Annotated in this window: 16 protein-coding genes; 9 read left to right on the top strand and 7 right to left on the bottom strand. The window is 61.8% G+C overall.

Annotated features, from left to right (window positions below; genetic code table 11):
• Positions 1–10 precede the first annotated feature (10 nt).
• The 8 genes from ACMX25_RS12885 (at position 11) to ACMX25_RS12850 (ending at position 9442) form a co-directional block, all read left to right on the top strand.
• Positions 11–817 carry an SDR family oxidoreductase gene (locus ACMX25_RS12885; RefSeq protein ID WP_414950332.1) on the top strand — a complete coding sequence of 269 codons (807 nt, stop codon included), beginning with the start codon at positions 11–13 and terminating at the stop codon, positions 815–817.
• 31 nt (positions 818–848) lie between these two features.
• Positions 849–1781 carry a 3,5-dioxohexanoate:acetyl-CoA acetone transferase gene (gene kce / locus ACMX25_RS12880; RefSeq protein ID WP_414950331.1) on the top strand — a complete coding sequence of 311 codons (933 nt, stop codon included), beginning with the start codon at positions 849–851 and terminating at the stop codon, positions 1779–1781.
• A gap of 104 nt (positions 1782–1885) precedes the next feature.
• Entirely contained in the window at positions 1886–2632 is a 747-nt protein-coding gene (locus ACMX25_RS12875; protein ID WP_414950477.1) for an N-acyl homoserine lactonase family protein, read from the top strand.
• Between the two features lie 68 nt (positions 2633–2700).
• A complete protein-coding gene (locus tag ACMX25_RS12870; RefSeq protein WP_414950330.1) occupies positions 2701–3828 on the top strand; it encodes a sugar ABC transporter substrate-binding protein in 1128 nt (375 codons plus the stop codon).
• An 18-nt stretch (positions 3829–3846) separates the two neighbouring features.
• Positions 3847–5394, top strand: a complete 1548-nt coding sequence (locus ACMX25_RS12865; RefSeq protein WP_414950329.1) for a sugar ABC transporter ATP-binding protein — start codon at positions 3847–3849, stop codon at positions 5392–5394.
• Between the two features lie 51 nt (positions 5395–5445).
• On the top strand, positions 5446–7545 hold the full coding sequence (locus tag ACMX25_RS12860) for an ABC transporter permease subunit (RefSeq protein ID WP_414950328.1): 2100 nt from the start codon (positions 5446–5448) through the stop codon (positions 7543–7545).
• A gap of 19 nt (positions 7546–7564) precedes the next feature.
• On the top strand, positions 7565–8524 hold the full coding sequence (locus ACMX25_RS12855) for a 3-hydroxyacyl-CoA dehydrogenase (protein ID WP_414950327.1): 960 nt from the start codon (positions 7565–7567) through the stop codon (positions 8522–8524).
• A gap of 15 nt (positions 8525–8539) precedes the next feature.
• Positions 8540–9442, top strand: a complete 903-nt coding sequence (locus ACMX25_RS12850; RefSeq protein WP_414950326.1) for an SMP-30/gluconolactonase/LRE family protein — start codon at positions 8540–8542, stop codon at positions 9440–9442.
• A gap of 72 nt (positions 9443–9514) precedes the next feature.
• Here the strand turns inward: ACMX25_RS12850 and ACMX25_RS12845 are convergent, their stop codons facing one another.
• The 7 genes from ACMX25_RS12845 to ACMX25_RS12815 all read right to left on the bottom strand — a co-directional run bounded on the left by ACMX25_RS12845 (position 9515) and on the right by ACMX25_RS12815 (position 14490).
• Positions 9515–9715, bottom strand: a complete 201-nt coding sequence (locus ACMX25_RS12845; protein ID WP_414950325.1) for a YXWGXW repeat-containing protein — start codon at positions 9713–9715, stop codon at positions 9515–9517.
• A 57-nt stretch (positions 9716–9772) separates the two neighbouring features.
• Positions 9773–10921, bottom strand: a complete 1149-nt coding sequence (locus tag ACMX25_RS12840; protein WP_414950324.1) for a DUF1501 domain-containing protein — start codon at positions 10919–10921, stop codon at positions 9773–9775.
• Positions 10922–10925: 4 nt separating this feature from the next.
• Complete coding sequence (locus ACMX25_RS12835) at positions 10926–12335, bottom strand: DUF1800 domain-containing protein (RefSeq protein ID WP_414950323.1); 1410 nt, start codon at positions 12333–12335, stop codon at positions 10926–10928.
• A gap of 74 nt (positions 12336–12409) precedes the next feature.
• On the bottom strand, positions 12410–12883 hold the full coding sequence (locus tag ACMX25_RS12830) for a periplasmic heavy metal sensor (protein ID WP_414950322.1): 474 nt from the start codon (positions 12881–12883) through the stop codon (positions 12410–12412).
• The gene (locus tag ACMX25_RS12825) at positions 12880–13332 is read right to left on the bottom strand and encodes a hypothetical protein (RefSeq protein ID WP_414950321.1); all 453 of its coding nucleotides are present in this window, start codon (positions 13330–13332) and stop codon (positions 12880–12882) included. The genes ACMX25_RS12830 and ACMX25_RS12825 overlap by 4 nt, the downstream gene beginning before the upstream one ends.
• Positions 13329–13904: an RNA polymerase sigma factor gene (locus ACMX25_RS12820; RefSeq protein WP_414950320.1), complete on the bottom strand. Its 576-nt coding sequence runs from the start codon at positions 13902–13904 to the stop codon at positions 13329–13331. Before ACMX25_RS12820 ends, ACMX25_RS12825 begins: the two co-directional genes overlap by 4 nt.
• Positions 13905–14157: 253 nt before the next feature.
• Positions 14158–14490 carry a YXWGXW repeat-containing protein gene (locus ACMX25_RS12815; protein ID WP_414950319.1) on the bottom strand — a complete coding sequence of 111 codons (333 nt, stop codon included), beginning with the start codon at positions 14488–14490 and terminating at the stop codon, positions 14158–14160.
• A gap of 303 nt (positions 14491–14793) precedes the next feature.
• On the opposite strand from ACMX25_RS12815, the gene fliD reads away from it, so the two are divergent.
• On the top strand, positions 14794–16296 hold the full coding sequence (gene fliD, locus ACMX25_RS12810; RefSeq protein ID WP_414950318.1) for a flagellar filament capping protein FliD: 1503 nt from the start codon (positions 14794–14796) through the stop codon (positions 16294–16296).
• Positions 16297–16474 lie beyond the last annotated feature (178 nt).

The following is a 16474-nucleotide window of genomic DNA, read 5'->3' as shown; positions in this document are numbered from 1 at the left end:
GAGACAAAGCATGTCGGTTCTACAAATGTTGAAACCGCACGCGGGATTGCGCGTGCTGGTCACGGGCGGCGCGTCGGGGATCGGTCTGGTAATCGCGCGTGCTTTTGTCGACGCCGGGTCGCGCGTGCATGTCTGCGACTCGAGCCAGCAAGCTATCGACTCGCTCAACGAAGCCGAACGGACCACCGAGATGAACGCGATTACCACGACGCTCGCGGACGTGTCGGATCGCGCGGCGGTCGACCGCGTATTCGACGACGTGAACACGCAGCTCGGCGGCCTCGATGTGCTGATCAATAACGCGGGAATTGCGGGTCCCACGGGTGGTATCGACGAGATGGACACGGGTGAGTGGGAACAGACCATCGACGTGAATCTGAATGCTCAGTTCTACTTTGCACGTCGCGCGGTGCCGCTGCTGCGCCAGGCGCGCGATGGCGGGGCGATCATCGCGTTGTCATCGGTGGCGGGGCGCCTCGGATACGCGTACCGCACGCCTTATTCTGCGACCAAGTGGGCGGTTGTCGGTCTCACCAAAAGCCTCGCCATTGAATTGGGACCGGACAACATCCGCGTCAATGCCATCCAGCCGGGCATTGTGAAGGGGCCGCGAATTGAAAAGGTGATCGGCGCGCGCGCGCAACAGTTGGGGCTTTCCTACGAGCAGATGGAAAAAGAGTATCTCGCGAAAATTTCCCTGCGCCGCATGACTACGCCGGAAGAAGTGGCGGCGACCGCGCTGTTCCTGTGCTCGCCGGGAGGCAGCGGTATCTCGGGTCAGGCGATCTCGGTGTGCGGCAACGTAGAAGTGCTCTGAACGCTATTCTCATCCGACGAGGGCTTACAGCATGGCAACCAAGCGTAAAGTCATTATTACTTGTGCTCCCACGGGCGCGATTCACACTCCGTCCATGTCACCGTATTTGCCGGTTACACCGCAAGAGATCGGCGACGCAGCGCTCGCTGCTGCCCGAGAAGGCGCGGCGATCCTGCACCTGCATGCACGCGATCCCAACGACGGCAAGCCCACGCAAGACCCCGCCGTGTTCAAGCAGTTCCTGCCGCGTATCAAGGCGGAGACCGACGCCGTGATCAACATCACGAGCGGGGGCAGTCCGCACATGACGGTGGAAGAGCGGTTAAAACCGGCTCACCACTTCAAGCCGGAAGTGGCATCGCTGAACATGGGATCGATGAATTTTGGGCTCTATCCCATGCTCGACCGCTTCAAGGAGTTCAAGCACGACTGGGAGCGCCAGCATCTGGCGAATAGCCGCGACCTGATCTTCAAGAACACGTTCAAGGACATCGAATACATCCTCACTTCGTGCGGCGCAAACGGTACGCGTTTTGAATACGAATGCTACGACATCTCGCACCTGTACAACCTGGCGCATTTCGTTGACCGCGGTCTCGCGAAGCCGCCGTTCTTCGTGCAGAGCGTGTTCGGTCTGCTAGGCGGTATCGGGCCGCATCCGGAAGACCTCATGCACATGCGCCGCACGGCCGACCGCTTGTTCGGAAGCGACTATGTATGGTCGATCCTCGGTGCCGGACGTCATCAGATTCCGCTTGCTACGCTGGGCGTGGCGCAGGGCTCGAACGTGCGGGTGGGACTCGAGGATTCGCTTTGGATCGAAGCGGGCAAGCTGGCTGAATCGAGCGCAGCGCAGGTCGTGAAAATTCGCCAGGTCATAGAAGGCCTCTCGCTGGATATCGCAACCCCGGACGAGGCGCGCGCGATGCTCGGGCTCAAGGGCGCGGCCAACACGAATTTCTAAGGCTGCTTGAGCGGCTGCCAGAGCAGGTGCATGAGCGGGCGCAACTCCTTCCACCCTGGACGATGGAGACTATCGTGGCTGTGTCGAAACTCAAGGTCGTGGCAATGCCAACGGGATGGCTGACTGTCGACCGTTCATCGCAGATCTATGGCCGCTACTATGGCCAGCAGATCAAGGTCCCGGTGTGGTCCACGGCAATCGTGGGCGGCGACAAGAAGATTGTGGTGGATACCGGGATTCACGATCCGGGCTGGGTGTCGAGCTTCGTTTGTCCTTGCGAGCAGGCGCCCGAAGAGCGGCTTGAACGCGCGCTAAAGGAGTACGTGGGCTGGAATGCGGACGACGTGGATATTGTCATCAACACCCATCTGCATTACGACCATTCCGGTGGGAATACGCTTTTCAAGAACGCGCGTTTCGTGATCCAGGCAAGCGAGTGGGAATACGCCGGCCGTCCCTTGCCGACGCAGTCGACGTTCTATCAGGAGTTCCTGATCGGCCGCGAACCGCTCGCGTATTTTCGCTGGCAATTCGTGCACGGTGTAGCCGATATCGCACCCGGTGTACGCGTTGTGCCCACTCCGGGACATACGCCGGGGCACCAGTCGGTGGCGGTGGATACTGCCGATGGCGTGGTCCTGATTGCCGGCGATTGCGCAAGCTGCATGGAAAACATCGTGGATCTGGTGCCGGTGGGCATTGTTCATGAGACCGCGGCCGAACTGGCATCGCTTAAGCGTATTCGCCAGCTCGCTGACTTCGTTATTCCTGGTCACGACCCGAATGTGGTGGCCGGATCGGCGGGCATTCAGCTGCCTGCCAGCGCGCGTCTGAAGCACGTTGAAGATTAGTAGTGCTGGTTTTTAAAGAGGCGTTGAAAAGTACCAAAACATAACCATACGAAGGATCGGAGGAAGACATGAACGCATTGACGAACATCATCCGTCAAGGGACGCGCTTCGCGCTGAGCGCCGCGCTTCTCGCGACGCTGGCCGTCTCGGGGCAAGCCTCGGCAGCGGGTAAATACAAGATTTTCCTGTCGATGAGTTATGTCGGCAATGACTGGCAAACGGAAGCCGCGAACATGGTCAAGGCCATGGCCGTCACGCCGGGACTCAAGGACAAGGTCGACCTGGAAGTGCAGGTCGCCGGCACCGACGCACAGAAGCAGATCCAGCAAATCAACTCGATGGTCCAGGCCGGCGCAAAGGCCATCGTGATCTATCCAATTTCTCCGACCGCGTTGAATCGTGCCATCAAGAACGCCTGTTCGAAGGGCGTCGTAGTGGCAGCGTATGACGGCGAAGTGACCGAGCCGTGCGCCCATAACGTGACGATCGACCAGAAGCAGGCGGGCACCGTCACCGCTGAATGGCTCGCGAAGACCATCAATGGCAAGGGCAATATCGTGCTGATCAACGGCGTACCGGGTACCTCCGTGGATCGTGCGCGTACTGAGGCGGCGAAGGCCGTGTTCGCGAAGTATCCGGGGATCAAGATCGTCGCGGAAGGCACCGGTATGTGGAGCCAGGCAACCGCCAAGACGGAGTTGTCGAAGATCCTCGCCACTAATAGCTGGGACAAGATCGACGGCCTGTGGATGCAGGTGGGCTGCTTCACGGCGGCATCGATGCAGCTCGAAGCCGGCATAGCGGACGACAAGGTCAAGCCGTGCGCGGGTGAATCGTCCAACGGTCATCGCGTGCAGATGTTGCCGCCCGGCACGGTGAAGGGCGACGGCAGTTATCGTTCGATTGGCTACCGGTCCATCTCGTATGGCTCGCCGCCTTACTCTGGCGCGCTGGCGTTGAAGATGGCCGTGGACAAGCTTGACGGTAAGGACTTTCCGGCGCACGTGACGCTCAAATTGCCGCTGGTGGAGACGTCGCAATCGAAACTGTGCACGACCGGTTCTATCGATGAACTGAAGGCTGGCTGCACCGCGTTCATGCCGGACAAAGTTCCGCCGGGCTGGTTTGCGGACATCTATTCGCCGGAGACCACTGAAGTTGGTTTCAACGCGGCGCTGACCGGCAAGCCGGACTAAAGACTAGAGGAGTACGCCATGTCGAGTGCAGGGGCAGAGTCCATGACTATGGAGACAAGCAGCAACGAGTGGGCGCTCGATCTCTCGAAGGTCACCAAGCGGTTCGGCGCCACTGTCGCGCTCGACAACGCGTCGTTCCGCGTTCGGCGCGGCGCCGTTCATGCGCTGCTCGGCGAGAACGGCGCCGGCAAGTCGACGACCGTCAAGCTGTTGTCCGGTCTCATGCAACCGGATGCGGGCAGCATCTCGATCATGGGTCGCGACGTCAACATGCGAAGTCCGAGGGACGCGCATCGTGCGGGTGTGCAGACGGCATTCCAGGAGATGACGCTGGTAGGAGACCTGACGGTCGCGCAGAACCTGCTGATGTCGTACGAACCGACTGGCTGGTTCGGCCGTATCCGGCAACGCGAATCACAGAAGCAAGCGGCGCAATGGCTCGAACGGCTCGAACTGGGCGATATCCGCCCGGGTGCTTATATTCGCGATCTCGCGCTGCCGGTGCGCCAGAAGATCGAGATTGCGAAGGCGCTGGTCCGCCAGCCCGAAGTGCTGCTGCTCGATGAACCTACGTCCGCGCTCTCAGGACGTGACGTTGCGTGGTTGTCGCGACGAATTGATGAATTGAAGGCGCGTGGCGTGACCTTTGTGTTCATCACGCACCGGATGCAGGAAGTGCGTGAGTTCTGTGACAGCCTCACGGTGTATAGAAACGGCCGTGATGTAGGCGCCTTCGATACCGATTCGATCTCGGACGACGAAGTCATTCGCCTCGTGATCGGCCGTTCGATGGACGCCAAATATCCGCCGAAGATTGCTACGCCGTCAACGCTTCAAACACCCGCGATGGAGGGGCGCGGCATCAAGGTGGATGCTGTGGTCAACGACTTCGACCTCACGCTCAAGGCAGGCGAAGTGCACGGCATTGCCGCGCTGCAAGGCATGGGGCAACGCGAAATTTTCGAGGCACTGTTCGGCGCTGAGTTTATTGATGCGGGCGAGATCCTGATCGATGGCAAGCAGGTCACGCTGACCTCGACCGCCGATTCGCTGAAGGCGGGGGTATCGACGAGTTTCCTGCCGGAGGATCGCAAGACCGAGGGTTTGTTCGTGCGTTTGCCCGGCGGCGAGAACGTCTCGTTGCCGGTCATCAAGCGCTTCTCGCGCTTTGGCCTGATCGACAGGAAACGCGAGCAGGCCGCGATCAAGCGTGCGCTCGCGCAAATGGAAGTCAATCCGCGTGCGCTGTACAAGCCGTGCCTGTCTTTCTCGGGCGGCAATCAGCAGAAGATCGCCATGGCGAAATGGCTGCTGACGCAAAGCCGCGTGTGGCTGATGTTCGACCCTACGCGGGGTATCGACGTGGGAACCAAGCACCAGATCTTCGTGCTGATGCGCGCGTTCGCGGCGGCCGGCGGTGCCGTGCTGTTCTATTCCACCGACGTGCCGGAACTGGTCAACGTGTGCGATCGCGTGTCGGTGGTCTATCGCGGGCGCAATGTTGCGGAACTGGCCGGCGACGCGCTCACCGAAGAGAACGTGATGCGCAAGATGCTTTCAAGTTGATGGGCGTATGAAGCTCGGTATGAAGCTAGTTCAGGCAATCAGAGGTCGACTATGAAAATTGCAATAGCGTCGCCGGAAAGCGAGGTCGTGCGACCCGGCGCGCACGTCGGATTACGGGCGCGAGTGGATCACTATCGTGGCTTGATCATTGCGATCGGCGCGCTGCTCGCGATGATGATCGCGTGGGTGTCGTTGTCCGCCACGCCGGTCGGGCTGTACGACGTCGGCTCGGTGATCTCCAGCAGCGCGACGCTCGCGCTGGCGGCGATCGGGCAGACCATCGTCGTGCTGAGCGGCGGTTTCGATCTGTCGGCCTCCGCGGTGGTGTCGCTGTCCAACGTACTTGCCGTGCGCTTCGTCCAGGGCACGCCGATCGAACAATGGGGTGGCGTTGCATTGATTCTGGCAATAGGCGGAGGCATTGGACTGATCAACGGTGCGTTGATCGCATGGTTCCGGTTGCAGTCGATCGTGGTCACGCTTGCCACCATGTTCATGGTGCAGGGCTTGACGCTGTTGATCCAGAACAAACCGGGTGGAAGCATTGGCGATCAGTTTGGCGCTTTCATCACCTCTGATCTCGTGCCCGATAAAGTCCCCATGTCTGCGGCCGTGCTGGTCGTTGCGCTGCTGGTGTGGACCTTTGTTAAACGCACGCGCTTCGGCGTAGGCCTGTATGCGCTTGGCAGCGATCCCGACGGCGCTTACGCGAACGGCATGCCGGTCAGGGGTTATCGGATAGCGACCTATGCACTCGCCGGCATGTTCTACGCGGCGGCGGGATTGTATGTGTCGGCTCAAACCGGCTCCGCCGACCCGCTGGTGGGCCGGCCGTTGCTGCTCTCCATGTTCACGGCTGTCGTGCTGGGCGGCACGTGGCTAGGTGGTGGACGAGGCGGTTGCGTGGGCACGGTCTTCGCCGCAATGACCCTGATGATCACGGTCAATATCCTGCTGGTGCTCAACGTATCCGCGTTCTTTACGACCATCGCGGAGGCCGTGATCCTGATCCTGGCCGTGCTCGGATCGTCGGTCGGCAAGCAGTCGGCGGCGCATCATTGCGCGCGCTACGCCGGACGATGGTTCACGGCGTGGCGTACCGGAACACGCGCGCGCAATGACCCGGGCGCGCGGCGCGTGAAGTTCGAAGTGGAAAACTTCCGTCCGATAGAAAACACGGAGCTCAAGGGGCGTGTTCTGGGCGACTGGATCGAACGCAATCGTGAGTGGGTCAAGTACATCGTGCCGGCGTATCTGCTGTTCTTCGCGGTGATCGCGATCACCGGCGTGGTCTATGGCCCGGGTGTTCTTGCAAGCGCCAACTTCTATACGAGCTTGCTGACGCTGACCTTGTTCCTGGCCGTGTTGGGCCTCGGGCAAGGCGCCGTGATCCTGACCGGCGGACTTGATCTTTCCGTGCCCTGGCTTATCACGCTGTCGGGCGTGTTGCTCACCGGACTCACGCATGGCGTCAACGAAGCGGCGGCGTGGGCCGTGCCGCTGGTGTTATGCGCCGGCTTGCTGGTAGGCGTGTTCAACGGTGTCGGGGTCGTCGTGCTGGGCTTGCCGCCGATCGTGGTCACGCTGGCCGCTAACGGCTTGCTGCAGGGCATCACGCTGATCTATTGCAACGGCTCGCCGCAGGGGTGGGCGCCTTCCGCGATCAGCAATTTCACAAACGGGCGCGTGGGTCCCTTGTCGCTTGCTGCGTGGTGCGTACCGGTGTTCCTCGTCTTGGCATTGCTGTTGCTGCATCGCACGGCCTTTGGGCGACGCGTTTATGCGGTCGGCAATTCGCCGGTGGCGGCGAAGTTGTCGGGCGTGCGTGTGGGCGCAACCTTGATCGCGGTGTATTGTCTTTCAGGTTTGTGTTCGGCCGTGGTGGGCCTGTTGCTTGCCGGCTTCAGCAGCCAGGCTTTCCTCGGCATGGGCGACCCCTACCTGCTGCCTTCCATTGCCGTGGTGGTCGTGGGCGGTGCGTTGATCACCGGCGGCCGTGGTCATTATCTTGGTGTATTCGGCGGCGCGTTGCTATTGACCGCGCTGGGCACGCTACTCGCCGGCACGACCGTGCCGCCTGCCGTGCGCGACATCATCAACGGCCTCGTTGTACTGGCTGCCGTGATCACGTTGCGCGATAAAAAAGCGTGATTGCCCATGGAGCCGCACGATGAGCAAACTGAGCAAACGTATTGCAGTGATTGGATCGGGACGCATAGGCCGCGCGTGGGCGATCGTATTTGCGCGCGCGGGTTTCGAGGTCAGGCTTCATGACGCGGATCGCACGATGCTCGACGGCGCGATTCCGTCCATTCGCGGCAGTGTGTCGGATCTGGCGGGGTACGGGCTGACCGACGAGCCGGAGGAGCGGATCGTGTCGCGTGTCACGGCATGTGAAACACTCGCGGACGCGGTGAGCGATGTCGACTTGGTGCAGGAGAATATTGCGGAAATCGTGGAGGTCAAGCGTACCTTGTTTGCCGAACTGGACAAGCTGACGCGCCCCGACACGCTGCTGGCCAGTTCAACGTCAGGCCTGCCCGCGTCCACGTTCACCGAGGCGCTGGAGGGCCGCGCCCGGTGCTTGGTCGCGCATCCGGTGAATCCGCCTTCGCTGGTGCCGCTGGTCGAGCTATGCGGCGCGCCGTGGACCTCGCCGGACACGCTGACCCGTGCGCGTGCGTTGTACGAAGAGGCGGGCCAGCAGCCTGTCACCGTTGCACGCGAGATCCCGGGCTTTCTACTGAACCGCCTGCAAGGCGTCCTGCTTGACGAAGCATTGAGCCTATACGCACGCGGCTACGCAAGCGCCGCCGATCTCGACACCGTGATGCGCGACGGCCTCGGATTGCGCTGGTCGTTCATGGGGCCGTTTGAAACTATCGACCTGAATGCGCCCGGCGGTGTGACCGATTACGCCGCGCGTTATGGCGCAATGTACCGCTCGTTTGCTAAGGACAGCGTGCCATTCGACTGGTCGCCCGACAGCATTGCAAGACTCGATGCCGAGCGCCGCGATGTCTTGCCGCTCGATGAAATAGAAAGCCGCAGCAGCTGGCGCGACCGGCGCCTGATGGCGTTGCTTGCACATCGCCGCGCCACATCGAAGTCCGATGATGACAACAGTTGATAACCGGAGACAGCAATGATCGAAACCCGTCTGATCGTCGATGCCAACAATCATCTTGGTGAAGGACCGTTGTGGGACGTGAAGGAACAGCGTCTTTACTGGATTGACAGCACCGCTGCCGAGATCAGCAGTTGCCGCGCCGACGGCAGCGACATCCGGCGTTATTTCGTCCCGCGCCACATTGGTTCGATGGCGTTGCGCGAGCGTGGCGGTGCGGTGGTTGCGCTTGCGAACGGCCTGCATTTCTATGACTTCGACGCGCAGACGGTCAAGCTCATTGCCGACCCGGAAAGCGATGATCCCGAGACGCGTTTCAACGACGGCAAGGTGGATCGGCGAGGGCGGTTTATCGCGGGCACGATGGCCTATGACTTCGACCGTTATGACGCAGATCGCGGCCGGCCCTCGAGCCGAAGCGGCGCGCTGTACAGGCTTGACACGGATGGCTCCGTGACGCGGCTGGACGGTGGCATCAGTTGTTCGAATGGGCCGTGCTGGAGCCCGGACAATCGCACGCTCTATTTCGCCGATAGCTACGGCAAAAAGATGTTCGCATACGACTACGACATCGAGACCGGAGCGGTCGTGAACCGGCGGGTGTTTGCATCGGCGCAAGACATGGCCGGTACGTTCGACGGCGCAACAGTCGATGCCGAGGGTTACATCTGGTCGGCGCTCGTTTTTGGTGGACGGATCTTGCGATTTGCGCCGGATGGCAAGCTTGATCGCGTGGTGGAGTTCCCCGTGCGTAACCTGACGAGCGTGATGTTCGGCGGTCCGAATCTGGACATCCTGTTCGTCACCACGATGGGGCGGCCCATGTGGGGCATTCCGCAGAAAGAGCGCGACAAGGGCGGGTTGTTTGCAATCACCGGGCTCGGCGTAAAAGGCTTGCCCGAGCCGCGATTCGCCGGTTAATTCGCCGGCTAAGTCGCCGATCAGGGACGGCGGTGTGCATTACGCGAGCACACCGGGGCGTCCCCAGCTAAATCAGTACGCCGCCCAATGTCCGCGGACCCACACCCACTGATTGGCTTCCCATTTATAGTGTCCCTTCACCCATCGATAACCCGGCGCAGGTTGCGCCGGGACAACTTCGACAACCGGCTCAGGACGCGGCGGCCGGGCGGGTTCCACTACGCAGGCTGTCAGAAAAATGCTAAGGAGTACAACGATTAAACCCTGTTTCATTATTATTCCTTCCTCGATGAAATTAAAAACGTGATTGCTCGCCCGCGTGTTGCACCGTTAAGTCCGCAGCAACCTGCCGGACATCGGGCTAGCGGTCTTCTGCGCGAACAGAGTCGCCCTGACGTGAGCCGGATCGAGACCGAAGGTTTCTCCTGCCGCCGCCGCAATCAGGCTGTCGAGCCCGAGCGTGGGGCGCAGATCCCGCCCCTGATACAGCGCCGACGGTGCGAGCCCCGGCCAGTCCGCCAGAATGCGGCCGCCTTGCACGGCGCCGCCCAGCAACATCGCGGCTGATGCCGTGCCGTGATCCGTACCGCCCGTGCCATTCGCCGTTGCCATGCGTCCGAACTCGGTCGCAACCAGGACGGTCGTGTTCGACCAGTGCTCGCCGAGGCCGTCGCGGATGGACGCCATCATGGTGTCGAGCGCCTTCAGTTGCGCGCCCAGCCGCGGGTTCTGCGCGCTGTGCGTATCCCATCCGCCGGTTTCGATCATCGCAATGCGCGGGCCGTCGCTACGGCCGAGGAAACTCGCGGCAAGCTTGCCAAGGCTCGCCGGGTCCTGACGCGCGCCGGCATCGGCGGCGAGCCCGCGAGCGTCCATCGCCGAGCTCCAGAGCGCGTGAAGCTGCGGGTCGCCCGAATAGAGTTGCGAGACGCGCACGAGCAGGTCGTCGGGCGCCTGCGGCAGCGCGGACGGCGCGTACGACGTCACCTCGGCACGCCCGCGCAACGCCAGCGGCACGGTAGGCGCGAGCGCGATTGCATTGGCTCTGGAAGCGGGCAGCATGGATACCAGCCGGTTCAGCCAGCCGTCCTTTATCTGGTAGGGCGACGTGCCACCGGTTTCGAGTACGTTCTGACCATCGAAGTGCGAACGGTCGCGATACGGCGATGCAATCGCATGCACGAACAGCGCTTGCTGCGCGGCGTACATCTTCGCCGTCTCGACAAGCGAAGGGTGCAGCGCGAACGTGCCATCGAGCTTCGTTGCGGTCGACGGATCAATCGCAAGCGCTCCGCGCAAACGTGCATATGCGGGATCGGCATAAGGCACGACGATGTTGAGACCATCGGCGGCGCCGCGCTGGATCACGAACACAAAGCGCCGGTCCGACTCCACCGAAGCGAATGCCATGCGCGACCCAATCAGCATGGCGCCGGCGCCAGCACCCGCGCACCACAAGAAATTCCGACGCGTGGTCATCGTGTTATCTCCGTTGGAAATCAGGCGAAACAAGCAGCAACGCAAGTGCCGTCGGTGCACTCTCCGCACGAGATAGTTCGGATGCCGTAGCATCGCTTAATGAACCGGCAAGCAACTGGTTGCCGAGTGTGCGTGCATCGAGGGTATCGCCAACGCGTGATGCAAAACGCTGCGCCAGTTCCACCCGGCGCACGAGCGCGTCGGGGGCGGCCCAGCTTGCGGCTATGTCGTCGTAGCCTGCAGGCGACCCCGGCCGCCACACTGGCTGGCCGAGCTGGGTCAGCAAAGGCGCAATCTGCAGGATGCCTAGATCGTTGAGCCCCAGCCCTCGTAGCGACGACACCGTCCAGTCCCAAGGCGTCTTGAACTTGGCATCGACCGGCGACCACGCTTCAGGCGAATCGATCAACACCTGGTACACGCTGGACAGGTCGCCATTCGTCGCGCTGAACACGCCGGCCAGGCGATCGACTAGCGCGGGCGGCGGGGTATCGGCGACAAAATGCCGGGCGAGCTTGACCGCAATGTGCTGCGCGGTCGCGGGTGAGGCAGCCAGATCGTGCAGTACCGCAAGCGCTTGCTGCTCGCCAGGCTGATCGTATTGCCGGTTCATGATGGTCCGTGTTCCCGGTTCATGCAGCGGCTCACGAAACACGAATTGCCCGGGCGAGGCGGCGTCCTTACGCTGGGTCCCCACGCTCATTGCGCCGATGCTCCAGCCCGTCAGCGCACGGGCGAATTCGGTCACGTCGTTCTGGTCGTAGCCGCTGCGCACGCCAAGCGTATGCAACTCCATGATCTCGCGGGCCAGGTTCTCGTTCAGTCCGGGCTTGCGGTCAGGATGCTTCATGGCGGCACGCTCGGCCGCGGGGCTATCGGGGCCGACTGAGCGCGCCTGATCGAGGAAGATCTGCATCGCCGGATGACGTTCGGCCGCGACTAGCATGTCTTCGAATCGGCCCAGTACATGCGGACGGATAGCTTCAGTTTCGAACGAGCCGGCAAGCATGGCCACGGGTGGCTTTTCCACCGATACCGCAAAATGGTTCGACCAGAAAACCACCAGCCGCTCGACAAACGGCGTGGACGTTTGCAGCGCGCTTAGGAATCGCGCGTTGACCGCTGAACGGTAGATATCGCGGAGTTTTTCGTTATAGGCCTTGCGCACGGCCTGGTTGTTGTCGGCGCCGGCGTTGCGGATGGCGCTCTGGCGCTCGGCAAATTCGGCTGCGAGCGCGCTGCTTGATGGTTGGTCTCCTAACGCTGGCGGCGTTACTTGATAGCTTGCGCCGGAGAGCTGGCTCTTGAGCCAGCCCTTTGGATCGGACGGAGCGATGGCGCCCGCGCGGGCACCGAGTCCGAAGCGATTCAGCGCGATCGCAGCAGGGGTTACAGCAGGGGTTACATCAGCCATGGCTGTTCCCACGAATCAAGTTGGTATGGTGCTTGAACGGTGGGGCTGCGTGAATCCGTCGCTGCGCCCCAAGTTTATTTTTTAGGCGGCGGTCCGACATGCAGCGGGCCGTGGCGCTCCAGCGCATCGACGAGTTTGAGCCGTTCATCGGGCGTCAGTGTGCTGGCGAATTCAGCCACCGTCGCCTCGACCCGCGCACGCACCGCAACGTCCGCTTCACGCGTGCGGGCGAGCGCTGTGTCAAGCGCGGCGCGATCGAATTGCGGCGCAACAAGCGCTTGCACGACATCTAACCTGCCCGAGCGCGCGCTAATGATCAGGGGCACGCTCTCACGGCGCGTCTGCCGCAGCGCTTCACGCAACTGGTCCTGACGTTCCGGGGGGAGCTCAGCCGCGGCGAAACGCAAGCCGCGTTGCTGCGCCAGCACCTCTGCCTTTTGCTTCGCCACCCATCGATACGTCCCGCCCGCGATTGCGCCGAGCAGGAAAATGTTGAGCACCAGTGACACGATCAGCAGTGTCTTGAGCCGGGTTATCGCCATGGTCATTGGTCGCTCCAGTCGGCCGTTGCGCTGCTAAATACGGTGCTTTCACCGGTTTGATCGAAGAGGCTCGGCGGGTTCGCCGGCGTGTTGTAGATAGACCCGGTCAACGAAATGGCCAGCACGCCCGCAGCGATTCCGGCCACCCCCGCGCCCACGAGACCCGCGCCCGAGATCCACCAGTGCGGCCGTTTCCACGCGGCTTGCTGACGGGGCGGCTTGATCTGTACAGGCGGTGCGGACGCCAGGATGCGCCGGACCAGTTCGGATTCGGGCGCGGCAACGCTGTGCCTCGAGAGCACAAGGTCGAGCGCCTGGGCGTCGGCCAGAGCGGCCAGAGCGGCAGGGTCACGTTGAGCGAGCAGCGCTTCGGCTTCTGCGCGTTCGGCGGCCGGCCAATGTTCCGGCGTGGCGCCATAAGCCTGGGTGAGGCGGCGAAAACGTTCGGGGGTCATCGGCGTTCCTTTCCAAAGACATGCTCGCCGCGTTCGCCGGCAAGACGGCTGCGCAACGTGCGGCGTGCGCGCGAGAGCAGGCTTTCCAGCGCTTCCACGCTGATGCCCATCAAAGCCGCAGCCTCGACGTTCGATAGTTCCTGGTAATACTGCAATACCAGTGCCTCGCGCTGGCGTGCCGGCAGCGCGGCGAGCGCGGCGGCAATGCGCTCGCTGCGCGCGGTCTCGTCGAGTTGATCTTCCGGCAGCGGCGCCTGGTCGACGGGTTCGGGCGCGTCGTCTTCCGCGACGACATCCTGACGGCGACGCAAGCGGTCATAACACAGGTTGAGCGCCACGCGGTGCAGCCAGGTGTCGAAGCGAGCCTGGCCGCGCTGCCAGCGCGACGCCTGCCTCCAGATCCGTACGAACGCTTCCTGTGCCACGTCGCTTGCCTCGTCACGGTCTCCCAGCATCCGGGTCGCGAGCGCGAGCAGCCGCGGCAGTTTGCGCGCGACCATCTCGCGAACCGCTCCGGGTTCCCTGCCATCGATACGCGCTAACAACTCCGCGTCCGGATCTTCTTCTTTCAATGTTTTTTGTCTCGCAGTACATGTTCAACAGCCTGCGCCGGGAAGGATTGCGACCCGGTGCGCCGGCGCGAGGACTGCTCAGTACACGACGACCGCCGGCCGATAATAAGCCGGCCGCGCGGGATAAACGACACACGCGGAAAGTGCCGCGGCGGCAAACACAATAACGACCAGCGTTTTAAACATGATGTCTGTCCTGGCTCGGAAGGTGATGGAGCTACGGTGAACGTAGGTGACCGTAGCTGAGCGCTGATTAGCGGGCCCAGTGACCTTCGATCCATCGCCAGTTAGGTCCGCGCTGCACCCAGTGACCCGGCACCCAGCGTGCGCCGATCCGCACCGGCCGCCAGTGGCCCGGCACCCATTCGTAGCCGCGGCCGGCCCACCGCCAGTGGCCGCCGTCCCACACATATCCGGGACGCGCGACGGGCACGACTTCCGTGCGCATTGGCGGCGGCGCCGACGGGGCAATGATGACCGCTTGCGCGAATGCCGGCACGCTGGTCAGCGCGGCCACGGCAGTGAGGAGAGCCAAGGCGGTCTTGACTGCAAACGTGGATGAAGCCCGATCTTTTAGTGCTTTCATAACGGTTCCCTGAGATTGAAAAGACGCTCGATGCAGATGTCTGTCGAGTGCTTAAACGCGCGCTTCAGAAAAATCCGTCGCCTAATTTTTGTTTTCTACTCGGGTTGAGTAAACGGGCTTGGCACTGCTCCGGGTGCCCCAGTTTGTAATCTATTAGCAAATAACATGAAAACTTAACTAAAGTATTGTGTTGGCTTACCGTAATATTAAGGTGATTGATCGCAACATTGGCGCAGGTACTTAACTGAGTGAAGCCTGCGTGTCGATCACCCCAACGAGCTAACCAAGGGAGTTCCAGTTTCTATGTCTGACGCAATCAAGTCTGCGGGACAATCTCTGATCAACGGCTCGACCGGCAAAAACACTGACGTCCCCGCGCTTGTCGCGGCTATCGTCAATGCGCGGGTCGCCGGATTGAACGCGGCTAACGTGGCAAAACAGAAGACCAGTACCTCGCAACTGACCGCCGTGGGTTCGTTGAAATCGGTCATGTCGCTGTTGCAAAGCTCGCTGGCGTCCCTGTCCGATGGCAGCGCGTTGTCCGCTGTCATCGCCAAGGCCGACGGCAAGGGTCTGACGGCCACTGCAGGCAAGGGCGCGACCACGGGCAGCTACGCGATCCAGGTCACTAACATAGCGACATCGCAAAGTATTACCTCGGGTGCGTTCGGCGCGAAGGAAACGCTCGGAACCGGCACGCTGAAACTCTCGGTGGGCGGCTCGGACGTTTCGATCAACATCGATTCGTCGAACAACACGCTCAGCGGCATTGCAGCCGCGATCAATTCGGCTTCCGGCAATCCGGGCGTAAGCGCAACGGTGATCACCGGTACGGACGGCGCCCATCTCGTGCTGCACTCATCGACGACGGGCAAGGCAAGCGGTATCTCGGTGGAGGTCACGCCAACCGGCTCGGGCGACAACACGGGGTTATCGAAGCTCAACGTCAGCTCGTCCATATCGACCGTCGACCCAACGGACCCGGCCAAGACCGTGGCGCCGTACACGACCATTGAGACATCGGCGAACTGGAAGCAAACCGCGGCCGGCAGGGACGCGTTGCTGACGGTGGCCGGCACCGAGGTCAGCAGCCCGACCAACAGCGTGACATCGGCTATTGTGGGCTTGTCGATCAACCTGACTTCCGAGTCCGTCGGCACGACCCAGACGCTGAGCATCAGCGCCGACACAACCGCCCAGCAGACCTCGCTCAAGGCTTTCGTCACGGCGTATAACAATTTCATCAGCATGGCTGCGTCGCTGACTTCCTTCGATGCGTCGCAACCCAAGGGTTCGCAAGGTGGCCCGTTGCTCGGCGACTCGATGATGAACACGGTCAGGAACGCGCTTGCCACCGTGATCAGCAAGGGCGTCCCGACTTCTGCGGGCGGCGTCAAGGGAATGGCGAACCTGGGGTCAATCGGCATCACGCTGCAAAAGGACAGCACGTTGAAGATTGACGAAACCGTGTTGAACGCAGCGTTGACCACCAAGCCCGGCACGATCAACGCATTGTTCAGCGCGGGCTCCGGCATCGGCGCGGAGATGAACAAGACCCTCACGACTTTTCTGAAGAAAGATGGCCTGATCGATAACAGGACAAACGCGCTCAACAAGGACCTCGACAACATCAAGGTCCAGGGCACGAAGCTGGATGCATTCGCCACGCAACTGACGAATAGCTACAACGCGCAGTTCACCGCGCTCAATACGCTGATGGCGCATATGGCTAGCAATGCGAGCTATCTGACTGCGTTGTTCGGCGGGGCTAACAGCGCGGGCGCACTGGCCGGCGGCAGGGGTTGACCGGCAACGCACCGCGCGCCGAGTAACGTCATGCGACGGAGGACACGTCAGGCGGTGCGCGCGTTCCCGATGTGCAGATCGTTAAATGTTGTTAGATCGGCCCCTGAAATATTCCATTTCGGCGCGAATGCGGAGACACTGGGATCACCCTTCTGAGGGTGTGTCCCGCGACGAAGTT

It is taken from the genome of Caballeronia eucalypticola (genome assembly GCF_047608185.1).
GTDB lineage: Bacteria > Pseudomonadota > Gammaproteobacteria > Burkholderiales > Burkholderiaceae > Caballeronia.
Note: the sequence above shows the minus strand (reverse complement) of the source record. Positions and strands in the feature narration are given on the sequence as shown.

Bases quoted from the DNA above. Each gene is read 5' to 3' on its own strand.
- ACMX25_RS12885 (WP_414950332.1), top strand. From the start codon at position 11: ATGTCGGTTCTACAAATGTTGAAACCGCACGCGGGATTGCGCGTGCTG.
- ACMX25_RS12870 (WP_414950330.1), top strand. From the start codon at position 2,701: ATGAACGCATTGACGAACATCATCCGTCAAGGGACGCGCTTCGCGCTG.
- ACMX25_RS12860 (WP_414950328.1), top strand. From the start codon at position 5,446: ATGAAAATTGCAATAGCGTCGCCGGAAAGCGAGGTCGTGCGACCCGGC.
- ACMX25_RS12835 (WP_414950323.1), bottom strand. From the start codon at position 12,335: ATGGCTGATGTAACCCCTGCTGTAACCCCTGCTGCGATCGCGCTGAAT.
- kce (WP_414950331.1), top strand. From the start codon at position 849: ATGGCAACCAAGCGTAAAGTCATTATTACTTGTGCTCCCACGGGCGCG.
- ACMX25_RS12840 (WP_414950324.1), bottom strand. From the start codon at position 10,921: ATGACCACGCGTCGGAATTTCTTGTGGTGCGCGGGTGCTGGCGCCGGC.
- fliD (WP_414950318.1), top strand. From the start codon at position 14,794: ATGTCTGACGCAATCAAGTCTGCGGGACAATCTCTGATCAACGGCTCG.
- ACMX25_RS12850 (WP_414950326.1), top strand. From the start codon at position 8,540: ATGATCGAAACCCGTCTGATCGTCGATGCCAACAATCATCTTGGTGAA.
- ACMX25_RS12845 (WP_414950325.1), bottom strand. From the start codon at position 9,715: ATGAAACAGGGTTTAATCGTTGTACTCCTTAGCATTTTTCTGACAGCC.
- ACMX25_RS12855 (WP_414950327.1), top strand. From the start codon at position 7,565: ATGAGCAAACTGAGCAAACGTATTGCAGTGATTGGATCGGGACGCATA.
- ACMX25_RS12830 (WP_414950322.1), bottom strand. From the start codon at position 12,883: ATGACCATGGCGATAACCCGGCTCAAGACACTGCTGATCGTGTCACTG.
- ACMX25_RS12875 (WP_414950477.1), top strand. From the start codon at position 1,886: ATGCCAACGGGATGGCTGACTGTCGACCGTTCATCGCAGATCTATGGC.
- ACMX25_RS12825 (WP_414950321.1), bottom strand. From the start codon at position 13,332: ATGACCCCCGAACGTTTTCGCCGCCTCACCCAGGCTTATGGCGCCACG.
- ACMX25_RS12815 (WP_414950319.1), bottom strand. From the start codon at position 14,490: ATGAAAGCACTAAAAGATCGGGCTTCATCCACGTTTGCAGTCAAGACC.
- ACMX25_RS12865 (WP_414950329.1), top strand. From the start codon at position 3,847: ATGTCGAGTGCAGGGGCAGAGTCCATGACTATGGAGACAAGCAGCAAC.